The sequence below is a fragment of the Kineococcus endophyticus genome, from assembly GCF_040796495.1.
In the GTDB taxonomy this organism is placed as follows: Bacteria; Actinomycetota; Actinomycetes; order Actinomycetales; family Kineococcaceae; genus Kineococcus; species Kineococcus endophyticus.
This window is the reverse complement of record NZ_JBFNQN010000004.1, coordinates 181,968-198,870: the sequence shown is the minus strand read 5'-3', so window position 1 is coordinate 198,870 and position 16,903 is coordinate 181,968. Positions and strand designations below refer to the sequence as shown.

The following is a 16,903-nucleotide window of genomic DNA, read 5'->3' as shown; positions in this document are numbered from 1 at the left end:
CAGGGCGTCAGTGAGGCTAGCCTATCCTTTTCCGGGAGCCGGTTCCGGGCGGTGGGGCACCAGGGCGGACTCGTCGCCGCGCCGGGGGCGGCCCCCGCCGCTGGGGGCCTCGTTGCCTCCGCGAGGGCGATCGCCCGCGCCGGAGACGTCCTCGTTGGCCCACCGCGGCCGATCACCGACCGCGGGGAGCCAACGAGGCGTCTCGCACCACGCTGGCCCACCGCGGCCGATCACCGACCGCGGGGAGCCAACGAGGACGGACAGGCAGGCGACGCGTCAGGCGCGGCGGCGGCGCAGCAGGACGAGGACGAGCGCGGCGAGGCCGAGGACGAGGCCGCCGCCGGCGAGCCCGCGTGCGACCGGGTCGGACCCGGACGCCTGCGACGTGCTCGCCGAGGTGGCCGACACCGCCTCCGTCGAGCCGTGGGCGGCGTGGTCGTCCCCGTCCCCGTCGCCGGACGCCTTGGCCGTCGTCGTGAACTCCGGTGCGGGGTGCTCGGGTTCGGCGGCACCCGCGGCGGCGACATCGGTCCAGTTCGCCACCTCGCCGTCGGCGTACGTCTGGACGGCGGGCAGCAGGACGCGCGTGCCCGCGTCCGGCAGGGGGCCGACGTTCACCTCGAACTCCTCGAACTGCCCCACGCCGATCCCCGCGGCGCCGGGCTGGGCGGTCCAGGTGATCGACAGCGGGGCCTGGGTGAGCGTCACGCCGTCGGCCGTGACCGGCTTCGGCAGGGCACCCTTCGTGACGGTCGCGACCCACCCGGGGACGGGTTTCGTCGCGACGTAGGTGAGGGGGTGGTCGGTCGGCAGCGAGACGCGGACCGAGGTGGTGGCCGAGGAGTCGGACTCGTTCGGCACGCGGAACGTCACGACGCTGTAGCCGCCGGCGGCGGTCGAGGACGGGTCGGCGTGGACGTGCGCGGAGGCCGGCACGGCCGCCAGGACCAGTGCGCCGCAGGCGGTCACAGCGGTCGCCAGGGTGACGGCGAGGGCGCGGGTGGGCAGGGTGGAGCGCTTCACGGAGGTTTCTCCAGGGGGTGTCGTCAGGACGAGGTCGCGAGGGCGGGAACCCTCGGTGGACCTCGCCGGCGCACCCGGCGCGCGACGACCGACCGCGGCCGCGTGGGCTCGGCGGCCGGCGCGACCGGCCGCGGCGCGACCGTGCGGACGAGCCGCACGAGCAGCCGCACCACCGGTCGCAACCAGGCCCACACCGACCACAGCAGCGACTCGCCGTGCAGCAGCGCCGCGAGGGCCAGCCCCGTCGCCGCGACGTGCGCGAGGGTCATCGCCGCGCCGGGGTCGGCGGACGCGACCGACGGGCCGGAGAACGCGAGCGTCTGGTGGTGCCCCGTCCCGACGACCGTGGCGGCGGGACCGGCGCACGCGTCGAAGACCGTGTGCAGCGCGACCTGGCCGCCGCCGAGCAGCGCGGTGAGGACGGGCCAGGAGAACCGCCGTCCGGCCAGCAGGAGGCAGACCGCGCCCAGCAGGAGCGCGACGGCGGAGAGGAGGAAGGGGCCGGGCAGGTCTCCCCCGGCGCTCAGGTGCGCCCCGGCCGCGAGGCCGAGGACGGTCGCCGTGACGGCTCCGGCCCGCACCCCTCGCCACGCCCCGCGGGACGGACCGGCGGGGCCGGTCCCGTCCGGGAGTCCTGGCAGCGGGCTGGGCACCGGATCACGGTACCCGGCGGGCCGGGGCGCTCAGGCGGCGCCGAAGGCGGCTTCCCACGGGCGCAGCAGGACCGCGCGCGCGTCCGAGCTCAGCAGGTCGGCGACGACCTCGGCGTGCACGACACCGCTGACGACGTTCCACAGGCCCTCGGCGCCGTCGGCGGCCTCCAGGCCCCCGGCCCGGAAGGCGCGGACGGCGAGGAGCTGGGCGACGGCCGCCGTGCGGACGCGGTCGGACAGGTGGACGGCCCAGGACGCGTCGTGGACGGCGCTCGCCCACTCCCCCGCCGACGGGCGGCTGGTGGCGGCGACGGCGCGCAGGCACGCGCGGTCGGTCCCGTCGAGGCGGCGCAGGGTGTCGAGGACGCGCGCGACCCCGGCCTGCTCGGGCCCGAGGCCGACCGGGTGCTCCGGCAGCGGGGCGAGGTCGCGGGAGGCCTGCAGGTAGGGGTGGGCCAGGACGCGGCGGACGTGGTCGGGCAGCCGGTCGCCGAGGTAGGCCGAGACGGCGGCGTCGGCCAGGACGTCGGCGGCGCGGCCGGCGTCCTCGGTGCGCAGGCGCGGGCCGCCGTCCAGGGACGAGGACCAGGTCCAGTCGAAGACGTCGTGGTGGACGAGCCGGACGAGGGCGTCGGCGTCGGCGATGGTGCTCGTCTGCAGGACGCGGACGACGCCGGCCTCGACGCGCGCGGCGGTCTGCTCGTCGGTGGCCTCGCCCGTGAAGTCGCCGTGGGCCAGGCCGTTGGCGACCTGGTGCAGGACGTCGGTGATCTGGGGGACGTTGCCGGCGGCCGCGCGGACCGACTCCCACGCGCGGGTGCGGGTGGCCGCGTCGTGGCGCGCGGCGAGGACGTCGATCTCGCGGGGGCCGCAGTCCAGGGCGCGCAGCAGTACCTCGGCGGCGGAGTCGCCGTGGGGCAGGCGCACCAGGTCGAACCCCAGGACGGGGGAACTCACCAGGGAGTAGTGCACGGTCGTCGCCTCCAGGCCTGGAACCACCACCGCCGGTCCGGCGGAGTGGAACCACCCTGACACTGCGTGACGCCTCGGACCAGGCAACGTCCACCGTCCGGCCCTGCCCCGGCGTGTCGGACCCTCCGCTCGGCCCACCCAGGGCGACGGCGCTGCGCCGTCCGGGCGACGTGGGCCGGGTCCGGTCGTAACGTCGAGTCGTGAGGGACGACGGGCAGGTCACCGGCGCGGGCGCCACCGCGGAGCGCATCCCTGCGGACGACCCCGACCGCGACGGGACCACCGAGGAGCCGCGCGGGGGCTGGCCGTCCTGGGTCCTCGTCGCCGCGTGCGTGGTCCCGCCGCTGGTCCTGGCCGAGGCCGCGCGCCGTGTGCTGACCGGCGCCTACGACGAGGAGTTCTACGGGGGCTACCCCTCCGGTGCCGGGGCGTTCGACGGCGCGGCGCCGGAGATCTCCACGGGACGGCGGTTCGGCATCCTGTGGGCGCTCGTGGGGGCGCCGGCACCGCTGTGGGGTGGCGTCGTCGCCGCCCTCCTCGCGCTCGTCGTCGTGCTCGCGGGCCGGCCGTCGTGGCTGGTGCCGGACCGGTGGGGCCGCCGCGTCGCGGCCGTCGGGTCGTGGGTGTCGGCGGCGCTGGCGCTGGGGTCCCTCGTCGGGGTCGTGGAGCACGCCAGCGCACCGGCCGACGACGCGGGCCCGGGAGCGCTGCGGTTCTTCCTGCGCACCGGCCTGCCGGACGACCTGCCGGGCGTGGCCGGGGCCCTCGCGGTGCTCGTCCCCGCGCTCGTCGTCCCGGCCGTCGCCGGGGCCGTGCTCTGGCGCGTCCCCGCCCGAGGGCACGGGGAACGGCGGGCACTCGCAGAACCCCGGCAGGCGCGAGAGCTCGAGGAACCTCGGGACGCCCGGGAACTGCCGGAACCCCAGGAGGTGCGGGAACCCCCCGCGCTGCAGGAGGTTCCGGAACCGCCCGCCGGTCCCCCGACGGTGTCCGACGCCGAGCGCGCGTTGTACCGCCGCCCGGGGTGAACGAGCGGGAACGCAGGACGGGGTGGAGCCGCAAGGCCCCACCCCGTCCACGTGCACTGCGTCAGGCCGCGGTCTCCGCACCCTCGATCTCGAGCGCCTTGTCGACGTCGAGGACGAGCAGCAGCGCACCGTCCAGCTTGTAGGCCCCGCGGATGAGTTCGCGGATCGGCCCGGACAGCGTGTCCGGCGGCGGCTCGAACGTCGAGTCGGTGACCTCGATGACGCCCCCGATGGAGTCGACGAGCAGGCTCCAGACCTCCTCGGCGGCACGGACGACGACGTTCATCGCGACCTTGCCCTCCTCGCGGTCGGGCATGTTCAGCCGGCGGCGCAGGTCCAGCGCCGTGACGACCTGACCGCGCAGGTTGATCAGACCCGCGACGGCGTACGGCGCCAGCGGGGCGGGCGTGCGGGGCTGCTCGGTGAGCACCTCCTGCACGCGCCGCACCTCGACACCGAACAGGTGCCCGGCGAGGTGGAACGTGGCGTACTGCGTGGACACGTCAGACCCCCAGTCGCTTGGAAGCTTCGGCGAGCTCGTGCTGAGCCTGCTCGGTGAAGAAGTTCGGGTCCGCCGCGAGGATCGCGGAACGGACGTCGAGGAGTTCGGTCACGCGGTCGCGGATGACCGCGGACCCGACCAGGCCGGCGTCGTCGATGTCGCTGTGCGCGTCCTGCCCGGAGACGATGTCGACGATCTCGTCGACGACGATCGCGACCGACCGGCCGCGCGCGGAGTACACGACACCCGGCACCGACGCGGCTTCCTGGCCGCCGTAGGAGGCGCGGGCGCCGCCACCGAGGTGGTGGGACAACCGCACCAGCGGGAGGATCTCGCCGCGGTAGCGGACGACCTCGCGCCGGCCGACCCGCTCGATCGACTCGGTGCGGAACTCCTCCAGGCGCGTGACGACGTCCAGCGGGATCGCGACCCGGCGGTTGTCGCCGAGGCCGACGACCAGCAGGCGCTGACCGTCGCCGGTCGCGGTCTGCTGCGTGGCGGCCTCGTCGGAGGCGTGCTCGATGCCGTCCGAGCGCATGGTGCGGCGGGCGAGGGACTGCACGTCGAGGATGAGCGAGACGCGCCCGTCACCGAGGATCGTCGCGCCGGCGTAGGCACCGATCGCCTTGAGCGCGCCCGAGAGCGGCTTGACGACGATCTCCTCGGTGTCCAGCACGCGGTCGACCAGCAGGCCGAACCGGCGTCCGTCGCACTCCAGGACGGCGATGACGAGGTTCGTCGGGAGTTCCACGTCGGCGGGGCGCTGCAGTTCCAGCGCCTCCTCCAGGCGGATGAGGGGCAGCAGGGCGCCGCGCAGGCGGTACACCTTGGCGCCACCGACGTCCTCGATCGCCTTGCTCATGCGCTCGGTGTCCAGGCTCACGAGTTCGAGCAGGTTCACCTGCGGCATCGCGTAGCGCTGACCGGCGCACTCGACGGTCAGGGCCGGGACGATCGCGAGGGTCAGCGGGATGCGCAGGCGCCAGACGGTGCCCTGGCCGTTGACGGACTCGACGTCGACGGACCCGCCGATGCGCTCGATGTTCGTCTTGACGACGTCCATCCCGACGCCACGGCCGGAGACGTTCGTGACCTTGGCGGCGGTCGAGAAACCGGGCAGGAACAGGAACTGCAGGATGTCGTTCGGGGTGAGCGACTCCAGCTTGCCGGCCGAGACCAGGCCCTTCTCGACGGCCTTGGCCCCGATGATCGCGGGGTCGATCCCCTTGCCGTCGTCGCGGATCTCGACGACGACCTGGCCACCCTCGTGCGCGGCGCGCAGCTTCAGGGTGCCGACCTCGTTCTTGCCGGCCGCGCGACGGACCTCCGGCGGCTCGATGCCGTGGTCGACCGCGTTGCGGACGATGTGGGTCAGCGGGTCCTTGACCGCCTCGAGCAGGGTGCGGTCGAGTTCGGTCTCGCCACCCTCCATCTCGAGCTTGATCTTGCGGCCCAGCATGTTCCCGAGGTCGCGCACGACGCGGGGCAGCTTCGACCACAGGTGGTCGATGGCCTGCATGCGGGTCCGCATGACCGTCTCCTGCATCTCGCTCGCGACGAGGTTCAGGCGGTGGCAGGCGCGGGTCAGGTCCTCGTCGCGCAGCGTTCCGGCGCGCTGGAGGATCTGGTTGCGGGCCAGGACGAGCTCGCCCGCCTGGCGGACGAGGGACTCCAGGAGTTCCACGTCGACGCGGATGGTGGCGTCGGCGGCCGAGGCCTTCTCCGACGGCGCACCCGCGGCGGGCGCAGGGGCGGCGGCGGGGGCCGCCACGGGCGCAGGCGCGGCGACGGGCGCGGGAGCCGCCTCGACGACGGGTTCGGGCGCGGGGGCCGGCTCGGGCTCGGGCTCCGGCTCGGGGGTCACCTCGGCGGCGGGCTCTTCGACGGGCGCTTCCACGACGGGAGCGGGCGCGGCCACGGGCGCGTGGACCGGGGCGGGGGCCTCGACCTCGGCACCGGCGCCGGCCGACGGCGGCAGCTTGGGCTCCTCACCGTCGAGCACGGCGCGGATGGCGGCGACGACCTCGGCGACCTCGACGGGCCCCTCGGAGTGCGAGGACTCGATGGAGGCGAGCAGCGCGCGGATGGTGTCGACCATGCGCAGCAGGACGTCGGTCGTGGTCGGCGTCATGACCAGCTGGCCGTCGCGGAGGCGGGCGAGCAGGTTCTCACCGACGTGGGCGACGGACTCCAGCTTGGAGAACGCCAGGAACCCGGAGGTGCCCTTGATCGTGTGGATGGTGCGGAAGACGCTGGCGAGCAGCTCCCGCGAACCGGGCTGCTGCTCCAGCGCCACGAGGTCGGAGTCCAGCTGGTCCAGGTTCTCGTAGCTCTCGACGAGGAACTCTTGGACGATCTCGTCCATGTCGTCCACGTGGCGCTCCCACTTCTCGCGTCGGACGGCCCCGGCTGTGGGACCGCTTGTTCTCGTGCTCTGGAGACTCATCGGCACTGGCCGGGGAAAGCTGAAACGCGCCCGCCCGGCGCCTCGACTCAGCCGACGTCGAGGTGGTAGCGACCAGCTGCTCGCGATGGCCTGCGTGAACGTCGCCGGTGGGCCCCCCGATGGGCAAGGCATCGGACATTGACAGGACTTTGAGGACGCCGACAAACTGTCACTCCCCTCAAAAGGAGCTCAAAGCGATGACCGATCCGCGCATCACCTAAGCCCTCGAGGCCATCCACTCCGGGCGCCGGTCCGCAGCGAGCCTCGAGGACGAGACGCTCGACTTCACGACCGAGAAGAGCAACGACAAGGAGACCGCGCAGGACCTCGCCGAGGCAGCTGTCTGCTTCGCGAACGCATCGGGGGGCACCATCGTGGTCGGTGTGCGAGACCGGACGACGGGGCCTGAGGCGTTCATCGACGCGACGATCAGTCGCGACCTCCTCCGGTCCAAGATCCACGAACTGACTGAGCCGGCCATGGTCGTCGACGTCCAGGACGTCTCGCTCCACGGCCACCGCCTGCTGGCGGTCGTCGTGCCCGCGGGCCTCGACGTCTACGCGACACGCAAGGGACTCGTGCTCCGTCGCTGGAACGACCAGTGCCTGCCCCTCAGCCCCACCGGGGTGAGCCGACTGGACGACGAGCGACGCGGTACCGACTGGTCTGCTGGGCGCAGCGGGCGATCGACGACCGAGGTCGACCCGGACGCCATGCACCGCGTCCGCCAGCTCCTGCGTCAGACGGGAGACGAGACACGAGTTCGGCTCGCGTCGGCCTCCGACCAGGACTTGATCACCGCTCTGCGCCTCGACGTCGGTGGGAACGAGCTCAACCGCGCCGGCGAGGTGCTCCTCTGCCGGAACGCGGTCGCCGCGGCAGCGGACGTCCTCGTCTACCAGTACCGCGCGACGCCAGGAGGTGAAGCCACGGCCTCACGACGTTGGGGTACCCCACTGGTCACGGCCTTCGCAGAGGCACTCGACGCGGTTTCCGCCCGGTCCGAGATCACCCCCCTGAACACCGTGCGGGGCCAAGTGCTCCAGATCGCGGACTTCCCCCTGGCAGCTGTCCGCGAGGCGGTGGCGAACGCACTGCTCCACGGAGACCACCGGGAACGCCGGCCCGTGCACATCGAACACTCCCCCTCCACGCTGCACGTTCGATCCCCGGGGCCCCTGGTGACCGGCATCACGCCGGCCAACATCCTGACTGCCGGATCCAAAGCCAGGTTCCCAGCGCTTGCCGGCTCCTTTCGGCAACTGGGCCTCGCCGAGGAGCTGGGTCAAGGTGTCGACCGGATGTACCGCGAGATGGTCCGCTCCGGGCGCCAGGCACCTGAAGTCCTCGTCGCCAGCGGCGGCGGAGAACCCGAGACCACCGTGGTCCTCCGCGGCGGTCCGCCCAACGTCCGCATCGCCCGCTTCGTCGCGGAGCTCCCGGACGCCGAGCGGAACGACACCGATGCCCTGCTCATCCTCCTCATGCTGTGCGAGAAGCGGTCCGTGACCGCCAAGGACGTCGCCCCAGTGGTGCAACGAGATGTGGCCGCGACCGAAGACATCCTGCGTCGTCTCGTCCACGGACCCGCTGGGCTGTTGGAGGCGACCGCCGGGACCCACGCCCGACGCAACCCGAACTACCGTCTGCGGGGCCAAGCGCTCGCAGCTCTGGGACCGGCGGTCACGTACCACCGACGCAACCCCAGTGACACGGACACCAAGGTCGTCGACCACGTCCAGGAGTACGAGTCGATCAACAACGCCACCATCCAGCGAATCTTCGACGTGGACGTCTACCAGGCTCGTGACATCCTCCGAGACCTGGTCGGCCGAGAGATCCTGACCCGGACGTCGACCCAGACGCGCGGGCGTGCCGTGAAGTACGGACGTGGTGCCAGGTTCCCCGAGAAACGACGACGTCGCTGAACGCAGGAGGGCCGGCTCCCGATCGACGGGAGCCGGCCCAGTTCTCGTGCGGTGGCTCAGGAGGCGTTGAGCCGGGCCAGAGCGGTCTGCACGAGGGTGATGAGGCTGTGCTTGGTCGCGGCCTTGGAGCGCGCGTCGGTGTAGACGAGCGGCACGTGGTCCGGCACCGCGAGGGCCTCGCGGACGGAGTCCAGGTCGTGCTGGGCCACGCCGTCGAAGCAGTTCACCGCGACGACGAACGGGATGCCGCGGGACTCGAAGTAGTCCACGGCCGGGAAGCACTGGTCGAGGCGGTCGGTGTCCACGAGGACGACCGCGCCGATCGCGCCCTTGACCAGGTCGTCCCACATGAAGAGGAAGCGGTCCTGGCCGGGGGTGCCGAACAGGTACAGCCACAGGTTCCCCGGCAGCGCGATGCGGCCGAAGTCCATGGCGACCGTGGTCGACGTCTTGCGGTCGGAGTTCTGGCCCGCGTCGTCGACGCCGACGGAGTGCTCCGTCATGGCGGCTTCGGTGCGCAGGGGCTCGATGTCCGAGATCGAGCCGATGAACGTCGTCTTGCCGACGGCGAACCCGCCGGCGACGACGATCTTGACGACGGTGGGCGGCGCTTGGACGTCGGTTCCCGCGGGCGCTCCGGCTCCGGCGGGGCTCACGTCAGAGCGAGGAAATGCCATTGAGAACACTCTCCAGGACGCTGATGGTGGTCGCGGGTTGGGGGGCGGAGGTCATGGTCAGGCCGTGGATGCGGACCTTGCCCGACTGGGCGAGGTCGCTCACCACGACCCGCACGACTCCGACCGGCAGGTGGACGTGGGCGGACAGTTCCGCGATCGACAGGTAGGACGTCTTCGTGAGTTCGAGGATCTTGCGCCGCTCCGGGGTCATCCCGATCTCCGGGACGGCCACGGCCTCCACGAGCGCCTCGACCGGCAGGTCGGCGTTGCTCGGGCGGGTCCGGCCACCGGTCACGGTGTACGGACGGACGGTGAACTCCTCGACGTCCTGGTCGTCGTCGTCGGACCAGAGGTCCGCGCTACCAGGTGCTGTCACTGGATGTCACCACCGCGCTGCGACCGGCGTCGACGTGGGCAGGGCAGCCCGCATCTCCGACACCAGCTGCGGGGTGAGGACGGTCTCGGCGCGCTGGACCAGCATCGCCATCTCGTAGCCGATGAGCCCGACGTCGCAGCCGGCCTCGGCGGCGACGGCCAGGACGGACCCGTCGGAGATGTTGACGAGGAAGAAGAACGCGTCGTCCATCTCGATGATGGCCTGGCGCACCTCGCCGGACTGCAGCTGGTTCGCCGCGCCACGGGCCAGGCTGGAGACGCCCGAGACGATGGCGGCGAGCTGGTCGCCCGCCTCGCGGTGCAGCTTGTCGGACATGGCCATCAGCAGACCGTCGGCGGAGACGACGACGGTGTGGGTGACGCCGGGGACGCTCTTGACGAAGTTGTCGAGGAGCCAGCTGAAGTCGGCGGCCTCGGAGCTAAGCGCGGTCACAGTGGGGTTCCTCTTCTCGGGGCGATCTGCTGGTTGTCCGTGCGGTGGTGGGTGGTGCGCGAGGTCGTGCTGGCCCGGAGGGTCCTCCGGGAGTTCGGGTCAGGCCTCACCGGCGGCTCCGCTCTCGGGAGCGTCGCCGGCCGGGGCGTCGGCCTGGGAGTCCCCGGCGCGACCGCGGGACACGCCGGCCTGGAAGCCGGACAGCATCGAGCGGACGTCGGCGGGAGCGCGGCGCTGGCGGTTGGCCGCCGCACGGGCCGGGGCGGGCTTGGCCGCGGCCGCCGTGGCGCCCGCCTGACGGCGGACCAGCGGAGCCGAGCCGGTGCCCCGCGAGGGGGTGAAGTTCTGCCCCTCGGTGAGGGCGTTCAGCGCCTCGGCCGCGAGGGCGTTGCGCTGGCGCAGGGCCTCGCCGACGGTGCGACCCGCCGTCGACCCCTCCGCGGGGGCGACCGGCGCGACCGGGGCCTCGACGACCGGGGCGACGGGGACGGCCGGAGCCGGAGCCTCGACCACGGGAGCCGGGGCCTCGACGACGGGAGCTGGAGCCTCCACGACCGGGGCCGGAGCCTCGACCACGGGGGCCTCGACCACGGGAGCCGGGGCCTCGACGACCGGGGCCGGGGTCTCGGCGGCCGGGGCCTCGCCGCGGGTGGCGTCGAGGGCGTCCAGCGCCGAGCCCTTGAGCTCGCCGTCGGCGCGCTTGCGGGAGGTCCAGAAGGCCTCGGCCGCGGTCTTCGGCGGCGTGGCGGACTCGCGGACCTGACGCGGCTTCTTGCCGGCCTTGGGCAGGATGTCCTGCGCCGCAGCCAGAGCCGTGGGCGCGGGCTCCTTGCGCTCGCGCTTGGGCATCGCCCCGCCACCGCTGGTGGCGGGCGCCGCGGCGGGCTTCCAGTCCGTCTCGGGGACGGGCGGGAGCACCGGGGCGACCGGCAGGACCGGGGCGGGGGCCGGAGCGGCGTCGACCTTGGCCTGCGCCTGCGCGGACCGCTTGCGGGTCGGCAGCTGCCGGCCCTCGACCTTCGCCTTCGGCGAGGTGACGCCGACGTCGGAGCTCGCGGCCGCCTCGGCCGCGGACTTCGACAGCGTCTCCGACAGCGCGTCACCCAGGCCGGTGGCCGCCAGCGGGTTGCTGACGATGCTGTTCGGCCCGGTCGGGGCGGGGGTGCGGGTCGGCAGGCCGCCGGCCGGGGCGCCACCGGGCAGGGCTGACGGCGCCTGGGGCAGGGCCGAGGGCTGCGGCAGGGCCGAGGCACCGGCGGGGCCGGGCTGACCCAGCTGCGGCAGACCGGAGTCCAGCGCGGCGAGCTCGGGCTGACCGCCCTTGACGCTGCCCGGGGTGAAGAGGGCGGCGGGCAGGACGAGGGTCACGGTCGTGCCCTGGCCCTCGGCCGTCTCGAACTCGACCTCGACGTCCAGGCGGCCGGCGAGGCGGCCGACGACGTAGAACCCGAGGCGCTGGGCGCCGACGAACTCGGAGGCGCGGCCACCGGAGATGCGCTGGTGGGCGGTCTCGACCTCCTCGCCGTTCATGCCGAGGCCGGTGTCCTTGATGGTGACCTCGACGCCGCGGTCGGTCTCGGCGGTGCCGACGACGACGCGGGTGCCCGGGTCGGAGAAGTTCGTCGCGTTCTCGAGGAGCTCGGCGATCATGTGCGAGGCCGAGAGCGCGAGGTGGCCGACGACCGGCGGGTCCACCTGGAGGGCGAGGTCGACGCGGTCGTAGTGCTCGATCTCACCGGCGGCCGTGCGGACGACGTCCGACAGCGGCAGCGGCCGGCGCAGGCGGCGGCCGGTGTTGATGCCGGCGAGGACGAGCAGGGACTCGGCGTTGCGCCGCATACGGGTCGCGAGGTGGTCGAGGGTGAAGAGGTCCTCGAGGGTGTCGGGGTTCTCCTCGGTCCGCTCGAGCTGGTCGAGGAAGGCGAGCTGGCGGGCCAGCAGCGTCTGGTCGCGGCGGGCGACGTTGACGAACATCTCGGCGATGGAGGCGCGCAGCGCGGCCTGCTCGCCGGCGATGCGGAAGGTGGTCTCGTTGAGGTCGTTGATGACCTTCGTGACCTCGCCGATCTCGTCCTGGCTGCTGATCGCCAGCGGGGTGAACTCCACGCCCGGGCCCTCGCCCGGGGTCTGCATGCGCTCGACCATGCGGGGCAGCTCGTCGCGGACCTCGGTCGCGGCGACGGCCAGGCCGCGCAGGCGGCGGCCGATGCTGCGGGCGACGCGGACACCGAAGAGCGTGACGGCCGCGAAGACGAGCAGCGTGCCGGCGAGCAGGGCGATCGTGCCGAGGAGGTCGCTGCGGGCGGCCGCGGCGGCGCGGGTGGAGACGTCGTCGCCGATGGCCGTGGTGGCGCCCTGGTAGGCCGAGATGACGTCGCCGGTCGTGCTCTCCCAGTCGCCCTGGGCCAGGGTCGGGGTGCCGCCGGCGGCGAAGAGGTTGCGGTCCTGGTTGAGGAAGGCCAGCGCGGACGTCGCCGCCCCGCCCTCCAGCTTGCTGTCGAGCAGCGCGACGCCGCGGGCGCCGAGGCGGTAGCGGGCCTGCTGCTCGAAGTACGCGCCGCGCTCGATCGCGGTGCTGCGCAGGTCGTCCAGCGCGGCGGAGGAACGGCCCTGCAGGACCAGGACACCGGCGGTCTGCTCGACCGAGAGGGCGTCGACGCGCTTGAGCAGGTACCCGAAGGAGCCGATCTCCTGCGCCATGTCGCGGTCGGAGGCGTCCTCGGCGACCGCGACCGTGAGGTCGGTGGCCGCGTTGGAGATGCCGCTGTACGCCGACAGCGCGGCGATCGGCGTCGTGGAGGAGTTGTCCACGGCGCTGCGCACCTGCGGGAGCGTCTGCCCGAGGGCCACCTGCACGCTGCCGTAGACGCTGCGCGCGGTGCCCTGCGTGAGGTCGAGGCCGCTGTCGGCGACGGCCTTCGTCACCTTCGCGGTGGCGGCGTCGGTCGCGGCGCGGTCGGTGACGACCTTCGCCTTGGCCGCCTCGCTCGGCGCTGCGAGGTACTCGACGGTGTCCTTGCGCTCGGTCTGCAGCGCCGTGAAGAACTCGTTGATCGTCGCCGTCGACCCCGCGTACGCGGCCAGGTGACGTCGCTCCGACGTGGCCACCGCCTCCCGCGCGCTCGTGGCGACGACGGCGACGAGCAGCAGCACGAGGGGCACCACCAGGAGGACCGCGAGCTTGGCTCGGATGCTCAGGTTCCGCAGCATGTCAACCTTCCGTACACGTGGTGAGCGGTCGAAACTGCTCACCGTGGGTCGAGCAGACTCGTGAGTGATCGGGACGCAGACCCGCGAGGTGTAACCCGCGGGGGCGAGACCCCTCGTTCGGCCCATCGGCAGTCCGGCGCGCCGCTTGACCATTCCGGTGAAACGTGCAACTCCTGCGGGGTGGGCGACGGGGTGGGACCAGGGGTGCGGGAGACGTCGGCGGGGGTGGCGGTCGTGGTGGTCGCGGGCGGTTCCGGCCGCCGCTTCGACCCCTCCGGCGGGCCTGGGGACGGGGTCCTCGCTGCGAAGCTGACCGCTCCCCTGGGAGGGTCGACCGTCCTGGGCACCCTCCTGGAGGGGCTGGACGAGTGGTCGGCCGGGCGCGGCGTCCCCGTCGTGGTGGTCGGTCCGGGGGGCGTGCGGGAGGACCCGCCCGGCGGTGGCCCGCTCGCCGGCTTCGCCGCGGGTCTGGCCGCGCTGCCGGAAGGCCCCGGCGCCGACGTCGTGGTGCTGCTGGGCGCCGACCAGCCCTTCGCCGCGCCCGCCGTCCCCCGGCTGCTGGCGGCCCTGGCGGCCGATCCGTCGCTGGACGCGGTGCTGGGCGTCGACCCGGACGGCCGCCGGCAGCCGCTGCTGTCGGCGCACCGCCTCACCGCCGCCCGCCGCCTCCTCGACGGGCTGCCCGCCGTCCACGACCAGCCGTTGCGCGAGCTGTTCCGCGGCCGCGTCGCCGAGGTCGCGGTCTCGGCGCGCGAGAGCCTGGACGTGGACGACCCCGACGACCTCGTGCGGGCGGCTGAGGCGCTGGACGGCTGAGGTGCTGGACGGCTGAGCGGAGGCGGGCGCGCAGGCCCGGACGTAGTGTCCGCAGGGTGCGCGCCGTGATCGTCGATCCCCCCGGTTCCCTCCGCCTCACCGAGCTGCCCGACCCCGTCGCCGGGCCCGGCGAGGTCGTCGTGCGGGTCGCGGCCGCCGGGGTCAACCGGGCCGACGTCATGCAGCGGCAGGGCAAGTACCCCTCCCCGCCCGGCGCCCCCGAGCACCCGGGGCTGGAGGTCTCGGGCTGGATCGCGGAGCTCGGGCCCGGTGTCAGCGGCTGGCAGGTCGGCGAGCCGGTCTGCGCGCTGCTCGCCGGCGGCGGCTACGGCGAGGAGGTCGCGGTGCCGGTGGGCCAGGTGCTGCCGGTCCCGCAGGGTGTGTCCGTCGAGGACGCCGCGGCGCTGCCCGAGGTGACGTGCACGGTGTGGAGCAACGTCTTCACCCTCGCCGGGCTGCGCCCCGGGGAACTGCTGCTCGTGCACGGCGGCTCCAGCGGCATCGGCACGATGGCCGTCCAGCTGGCCCACCAGGTCGGCGCGCGGGTGGCCGTGACGGCGGGGTCGGACGACAAGCTGGCCCGGTGCGCCGAGCTGGGCGCGGACGTGCTCGTGAACTACCGCACCGAGGACTTCGTCGAGCGGGTGCGGGCCGTCGAACCCGCCGGTGCCGACGTCGTCCTGGACGTCGTGGGTGCCCCGTACCTGGCCCGCAACCTCGACGTCCTCGCGACCGGCGGCCGGGTCGTGGTCATCGCGACCCAGGGCGGGACGCAGGCCGAGGTGGACCTCGGACTGCTCATGCGCAAGCGGATCTCCCTGCACGGCACGACGTTGCGGGCACGTCCGGCCGAGGAGAAGGCCGCCGTCGTGGCCAGCGTCCGCGACCACGTCTGGCCGCTCGTCGTCGACGGCGGCGTCCGGCCCGTCGTGTTCGACCGGTTCCCGCTCGCCGAGGCGGCCCGGGCGCACGAGGTCCTGGAGGGGTCCTCGCACGTCGGCAAGCTGCTCCTGACGACCGGGGCGCAGGCGCCGGCGTGAGCTCGGCCGAGGAGTTCTGCCGCCAGTTCCCCCCGCACGTCCTGCGCGACTACGCCCTCGTCGCCGACGGGGCGCGCGGGGCGGTCGTCGGCCCGGCCGGGGACATCGCGTGGATGTGCGCGCCGCACTGGCACGACGACGCGGTCTTCGCCGCGCTGCTCGGCGGCCGCGGCGGGTTCTCGGTGACGCCGTCGCACCCGTTCACGTGGGGCGGCTGCTACGAACCCGGGACGCTCGTGTTCCGGCACCACTGGACCTCCCGCGGCGACGGCACGATCGACTGCCGCGACGCGATGGCCATGCCCAGCGACCCCGACTGCGCCGTCCTGCTGCGCGAGGTCACCGCGGTCGAGGGCGACGCCCACGTCGACGTCGTCTTCGACCTGCGCGCGCAGTTCGGCGCCCGGGCGCTGCGGTCGCTGAAGCGGGACGACGCCGGTCGCTGGACGGGCCGGACGGGCGACCTGCACGTGCGGCTGTCCGGGCTGGGCGAGGCCGACGTCGACGACGGGGTCCTGCGCGCACACCTGCGGGTGCCGGCCGGTGAGCGCCACCACCTCGTCCTGGAGGTCGGCACCCGGCTGCGCGACGCGCCCCCGGACCCCGAGCACGCCTGGACCTCCACGGTGCACACCTGGCGCTCCGCGGTCCCGGAGGTGCGCGGGAGCGTGGCCCCCACCGAGGCGGCGCACTCGATCGCCGTCATCCGCGGGCTCACCTCCGACGACGGCGGGATGGTGGCGGCCGCGACGATGTCGCTGCCCGAGCACGCCGACAAGGGCCGCAGCTACGACTACCGCTACGCCTGGATCCGCGACCAGTGCTACGCCGGGATCGCCCTCGCCGAGGCCGGCGGGGCCGACCCCCTGTTCCGGACCCTCGTCGGGTTCGTCACGCGGCGGGTGCTGGAGGACGGTCCCGACCTGGTGCCCGCCTACACGGTCCTCGGCGACCCCGTCCCCGACGAGCGGTCGACGGGTCTGCCGGGGTACCCCGGCGGGTGGGACATCGCCGGCAACCACGTCCGCGGGCAGTTCCAGCTCGACGCGTTCGGCGAGGTGCTGCAGCTGCTCGCCGCGGCCGCGCGGGTCGACGCGCTCGACACCGACGGCCGCCGCGCCGTCGCGGTGGCGGTCTCGGCCATCGAGAAGCGCTGGGAGGAACCGGACGCCGGGATCTGGGAGATCGAGGACGACTGGTGGGCCCACTCGCGGCTGGAGTGCGTCGCGGGCCTGAAGGACATCGCGCGGTACTCCGAACCCGGCGAGGCCGCCCGGTACGCGGCCCTGGCCGACACGATCCTGGCGCGCACGTCGCGGGACTGCCTGCACCCCACCGAGGGACGCTGGCAGCGCAGTCCGGGGCAGCCGGGGGTCGACGCCGCCCTGCTGCGCCCGGCGCTGTACGGGGCGGTCCCCGTCGACGACCCGCGGACGCGCGCCACCCTCGCCGCGGTGCGCCGCGACCTCGTCGAGGACCACCACGTCTACCGCTACTCCCCCGACTCGATGCCGCTCGGCACGACGGAGGGGGCGTTCCTGCTGTGCGGTTTCGTGGTGGCCCAGGCCCTGCACGCCGACGGCCAGGAGGTCGAGGCGTTCCGGTTCTTCGAGCGCAACCGCGCGGCCTGCGGTCCGGCCGCGCTGCTCAGCGAGGAGTGGGACGTGCGGCAGCGCCAGCTGCGCGGGAACCTCCCGCAGGCGTTCGTCCACGCCGCCCTGCTGTCGACCTCGGTCCGCCTCGCCCGCTGACCCCTCCCGGGCCCCCGTTCCCGCGTGG

The 16,903-nt window shown here is 74.1% G+C and carries 14 protein-coding genes; 5 read left to right on the top strand and 9 right to left on the bottom strand.

Going from position 1 to position 16,903, the window contains the following annotated elements:
• Positions 1 to 276 precede the first annotated feature (276 nt).
• From AB1207_RS07025 to AB1207_RS07015, 3 genes are read right to left on the bottom strand one after another with little or no spacing between them, the layout of a single operon-like run.
• Positions 277 to 1,023 (bottom strand): YcnI family copper-binding membrane protein, encoded by a 747-nt coding sequence (locus AB1207_RS07025; protein ID WP_367637219.1) that lies wholly within the window; start codon positions 1,021 to 1,023, stop codon positions 277 to 279.
• Positions 1,024 to 1,046: 23 nt separating this feature from the next.
• Positions 1,047 to 1,676 (bottom strand): hypothetical protein, encoded by a 630-nt coding sequence (locus AB1207_RS07020; protein WP_367637217.1) that lies wholly within the window; start codon positions 1,674 to 1,676, stop codon positions 1,047 to 1,049.
• A gap of 30 nt (positions 1,677 to 1,706) precedes the next feature.
• Positions 1,707 to 2,648 carry a hypothetical protein gene (locus AB1207_RS07015; protein WP_367637216.1) on the bottom strand — a complete coding sequence of 314 codons (942 nt, stop codon included), beginning with the start codon at positions 2,646 to 2,648 and terminating at the stop codon, positions 1,707 to 1,709.
• A 200-nt stretch (positions 2,649 to 2,848) separates the two neighbouring features.
• On the opposite strand from AB1207_RS07015, the gene AB1207_RS07010 reads away from it, so the two are divergent.
• On the top strand, positions 2,849 to 3,676 hold the full coding sequence (locus AB1207_RS07010; protein WP_367637215.1) for a hypothetical protein: 828 nt from the start codon (positions 2,849 to 2,851) through the stop codon (positions 3,674 to 3,676).
• Positions 3,677 to 3,737: 61 nt separating this feature from the next.
• On the opposite strand, the gene AB1207_RS07005 is transcribed toward AB1207_RS07010, so the two are convergent.
• Both AB1207_RS07005 and AB1207_RS07000 read right to left on the bottom strand, forming a co-directional pair.
• The gene (locus AB1207_RS07005; RefSeq protein ID WP_367637214.1) at positions 3,738 to 4,178 is read right to left on the bottom strand and encodes a chemotaxis protein CheW; all 441 of its coding nucleotides are present in this window, start codon (positions 4,176 to 4,178) and stop codon (positions 3,738 to 3,740) included.
• 1 nt (position 4,179) lies between these two features.
• Positions 4,180 to 6,552 carry a chemotaxis protein CheW gene (locus AB1207_RS07000; RefSeq protein ID WP_367637212.1) on the bottom strand — a complete coding sequence of 791 codons (2,373 nt, stop codon included), beginning with the start codon at positions 6,550 to 6,552 and terminating at the stop codon, positions 4,180 to 4,182.
• Positions 6,553 to 6,857: 305 nt separating this feature from the next.
• On the opposite strand from AB1207_RS07000, the gene AB1207_RS06995 reads away from it, so the two are divergent.
• Entirely contained in the window at positions 6,858 to 8,552 is a 1,695-nt protein-coding gene (locus AB1207_RS06995; RefSeq protein ID WP_367637415.1) for an RNA-binding domain-containing protein, read from the top strand.
• 56 nt (positions 8,553 to 8,608) lie between these two features.
• On the opposite strand, the gene AB1207_RS06990 is transcribed toward AB1207_RS06995, so the two are convergent.
• The 4 genes from AB1207_RS06990 to AB1207_RS06975 form a co-directional block, all read right to left on the bottom strand.
• On the bottom strand, positions 8,609 to 9,229 hold the full coding sequence (locus tag AB1207_RS06990) for a GTP-binding protein (protein WP_367637211.1): 621 nt from the start codon (positions 9,227 to 9,229) through the stop codon (positions 8,609 to 8,611).
• A complete protein-coding gene (locus AB1207_RS06985) occupies positions 9,210 to 9,605 on the bottom strand; it encodes a DUF742 domain-containing protein (protein ID WP_367637210.1) in 396 nt (131 codons plus the stop codon). The genes AB1207_RS06990 and AB1207_RS06985 overlap by 20 nt, the downstream gene beginning before the upstream one ends.
• Before the next feature lie 6 nt (positions 9,606 to 9,611).
• A complete protein-coding gene (locus AB1207_RS06980) occupies positions 9,612 to 10,058 on the bottom strand; it encodes a roadblock/LC7 domain-containing protein (RefSeq protein ID WP_367637208.1) in 447 nt (148 codons plus the stop codon).
• 99 nt (positions 10,059 to 10,157) lie between these two features.
• Entirely contained in the window at positions 10,158 to 13,268 is a 3,111-nt protein-coding gene (locus AB1207_RS06975; protein ID WP_367637206.1) for a sensor histidine kinase, read from the bottom strand.
• Between the two features lie 204 nt (positions 13,269 to 13,472).
• On the opposite strand from AB1207_RS06975, the gene AB1207_RS06970 reads away from it, so the two are divergent.
• Genes AB1207_RS06970 through AB1207_RS06960 form a run of 3 tightly spaced genes read left to right on the top strand, consistent with a single transcriptional unit; the run spans position 13,473 to position 16,875 of the window.
• On the top strand, positions 13,473 to 14,084 hold the full coding sequence (locus AB1207_RS06970) for an NTP transferase domain-containing protein (RefSeq protein WP_367637203.1): 612 nt from the start codon (positions 13,473 to 13,475) through the stop codon (positions 14,082 to 14,084).
• 56 nt (positions 14,085 to 14,140) lie between these two features.
• On the top strand, positions 14,141 to 15,124 hold the full coding sequence (locus tag AB1207_RS06965; protein ID WP_367637202.1) for an NAD(P)H-quinone oxidoreductase: 984 nt from the start codon (positions 14,141 to 14,143) through the stop codon (positions 15,122 to 15,124).
• On the top strand, positions 15,121 to 16,875 hold the full coding sequence (locus AB1207_RS06960) for a glycoside hydrolase family 15 protein (RefSeq protein ID WP_367637200.1): 1,755 nt from the start codon (positions 15,121 to 15,123) through the stop codon (positions 16,873 to 16,875). Before AB1207_RS06965 ends, AB1207_RS06960 begins: the two co-directional genes overlap by 4 nt.
• Positions 16,876 to 16,903 lie beyond the last annotated feature (28 nt).

Coding starts and splice junctions, on each gene's coding strand:
- AB1207_RS06990 (WP_367637211.1), bottom strand. CDS start 9,229: ATGGCATTTCCTCGCTCTGACGTGAGCCCCGCCGGAGCCGGAGCGCCC.
- AB1207_RS06975 (WP_367637206.1), bottom strand. CDS start 13,268: ATGCTGCGGAACCTGAGCATCCGAGCCAAGCTCGCGGTCCTCCTGGTG.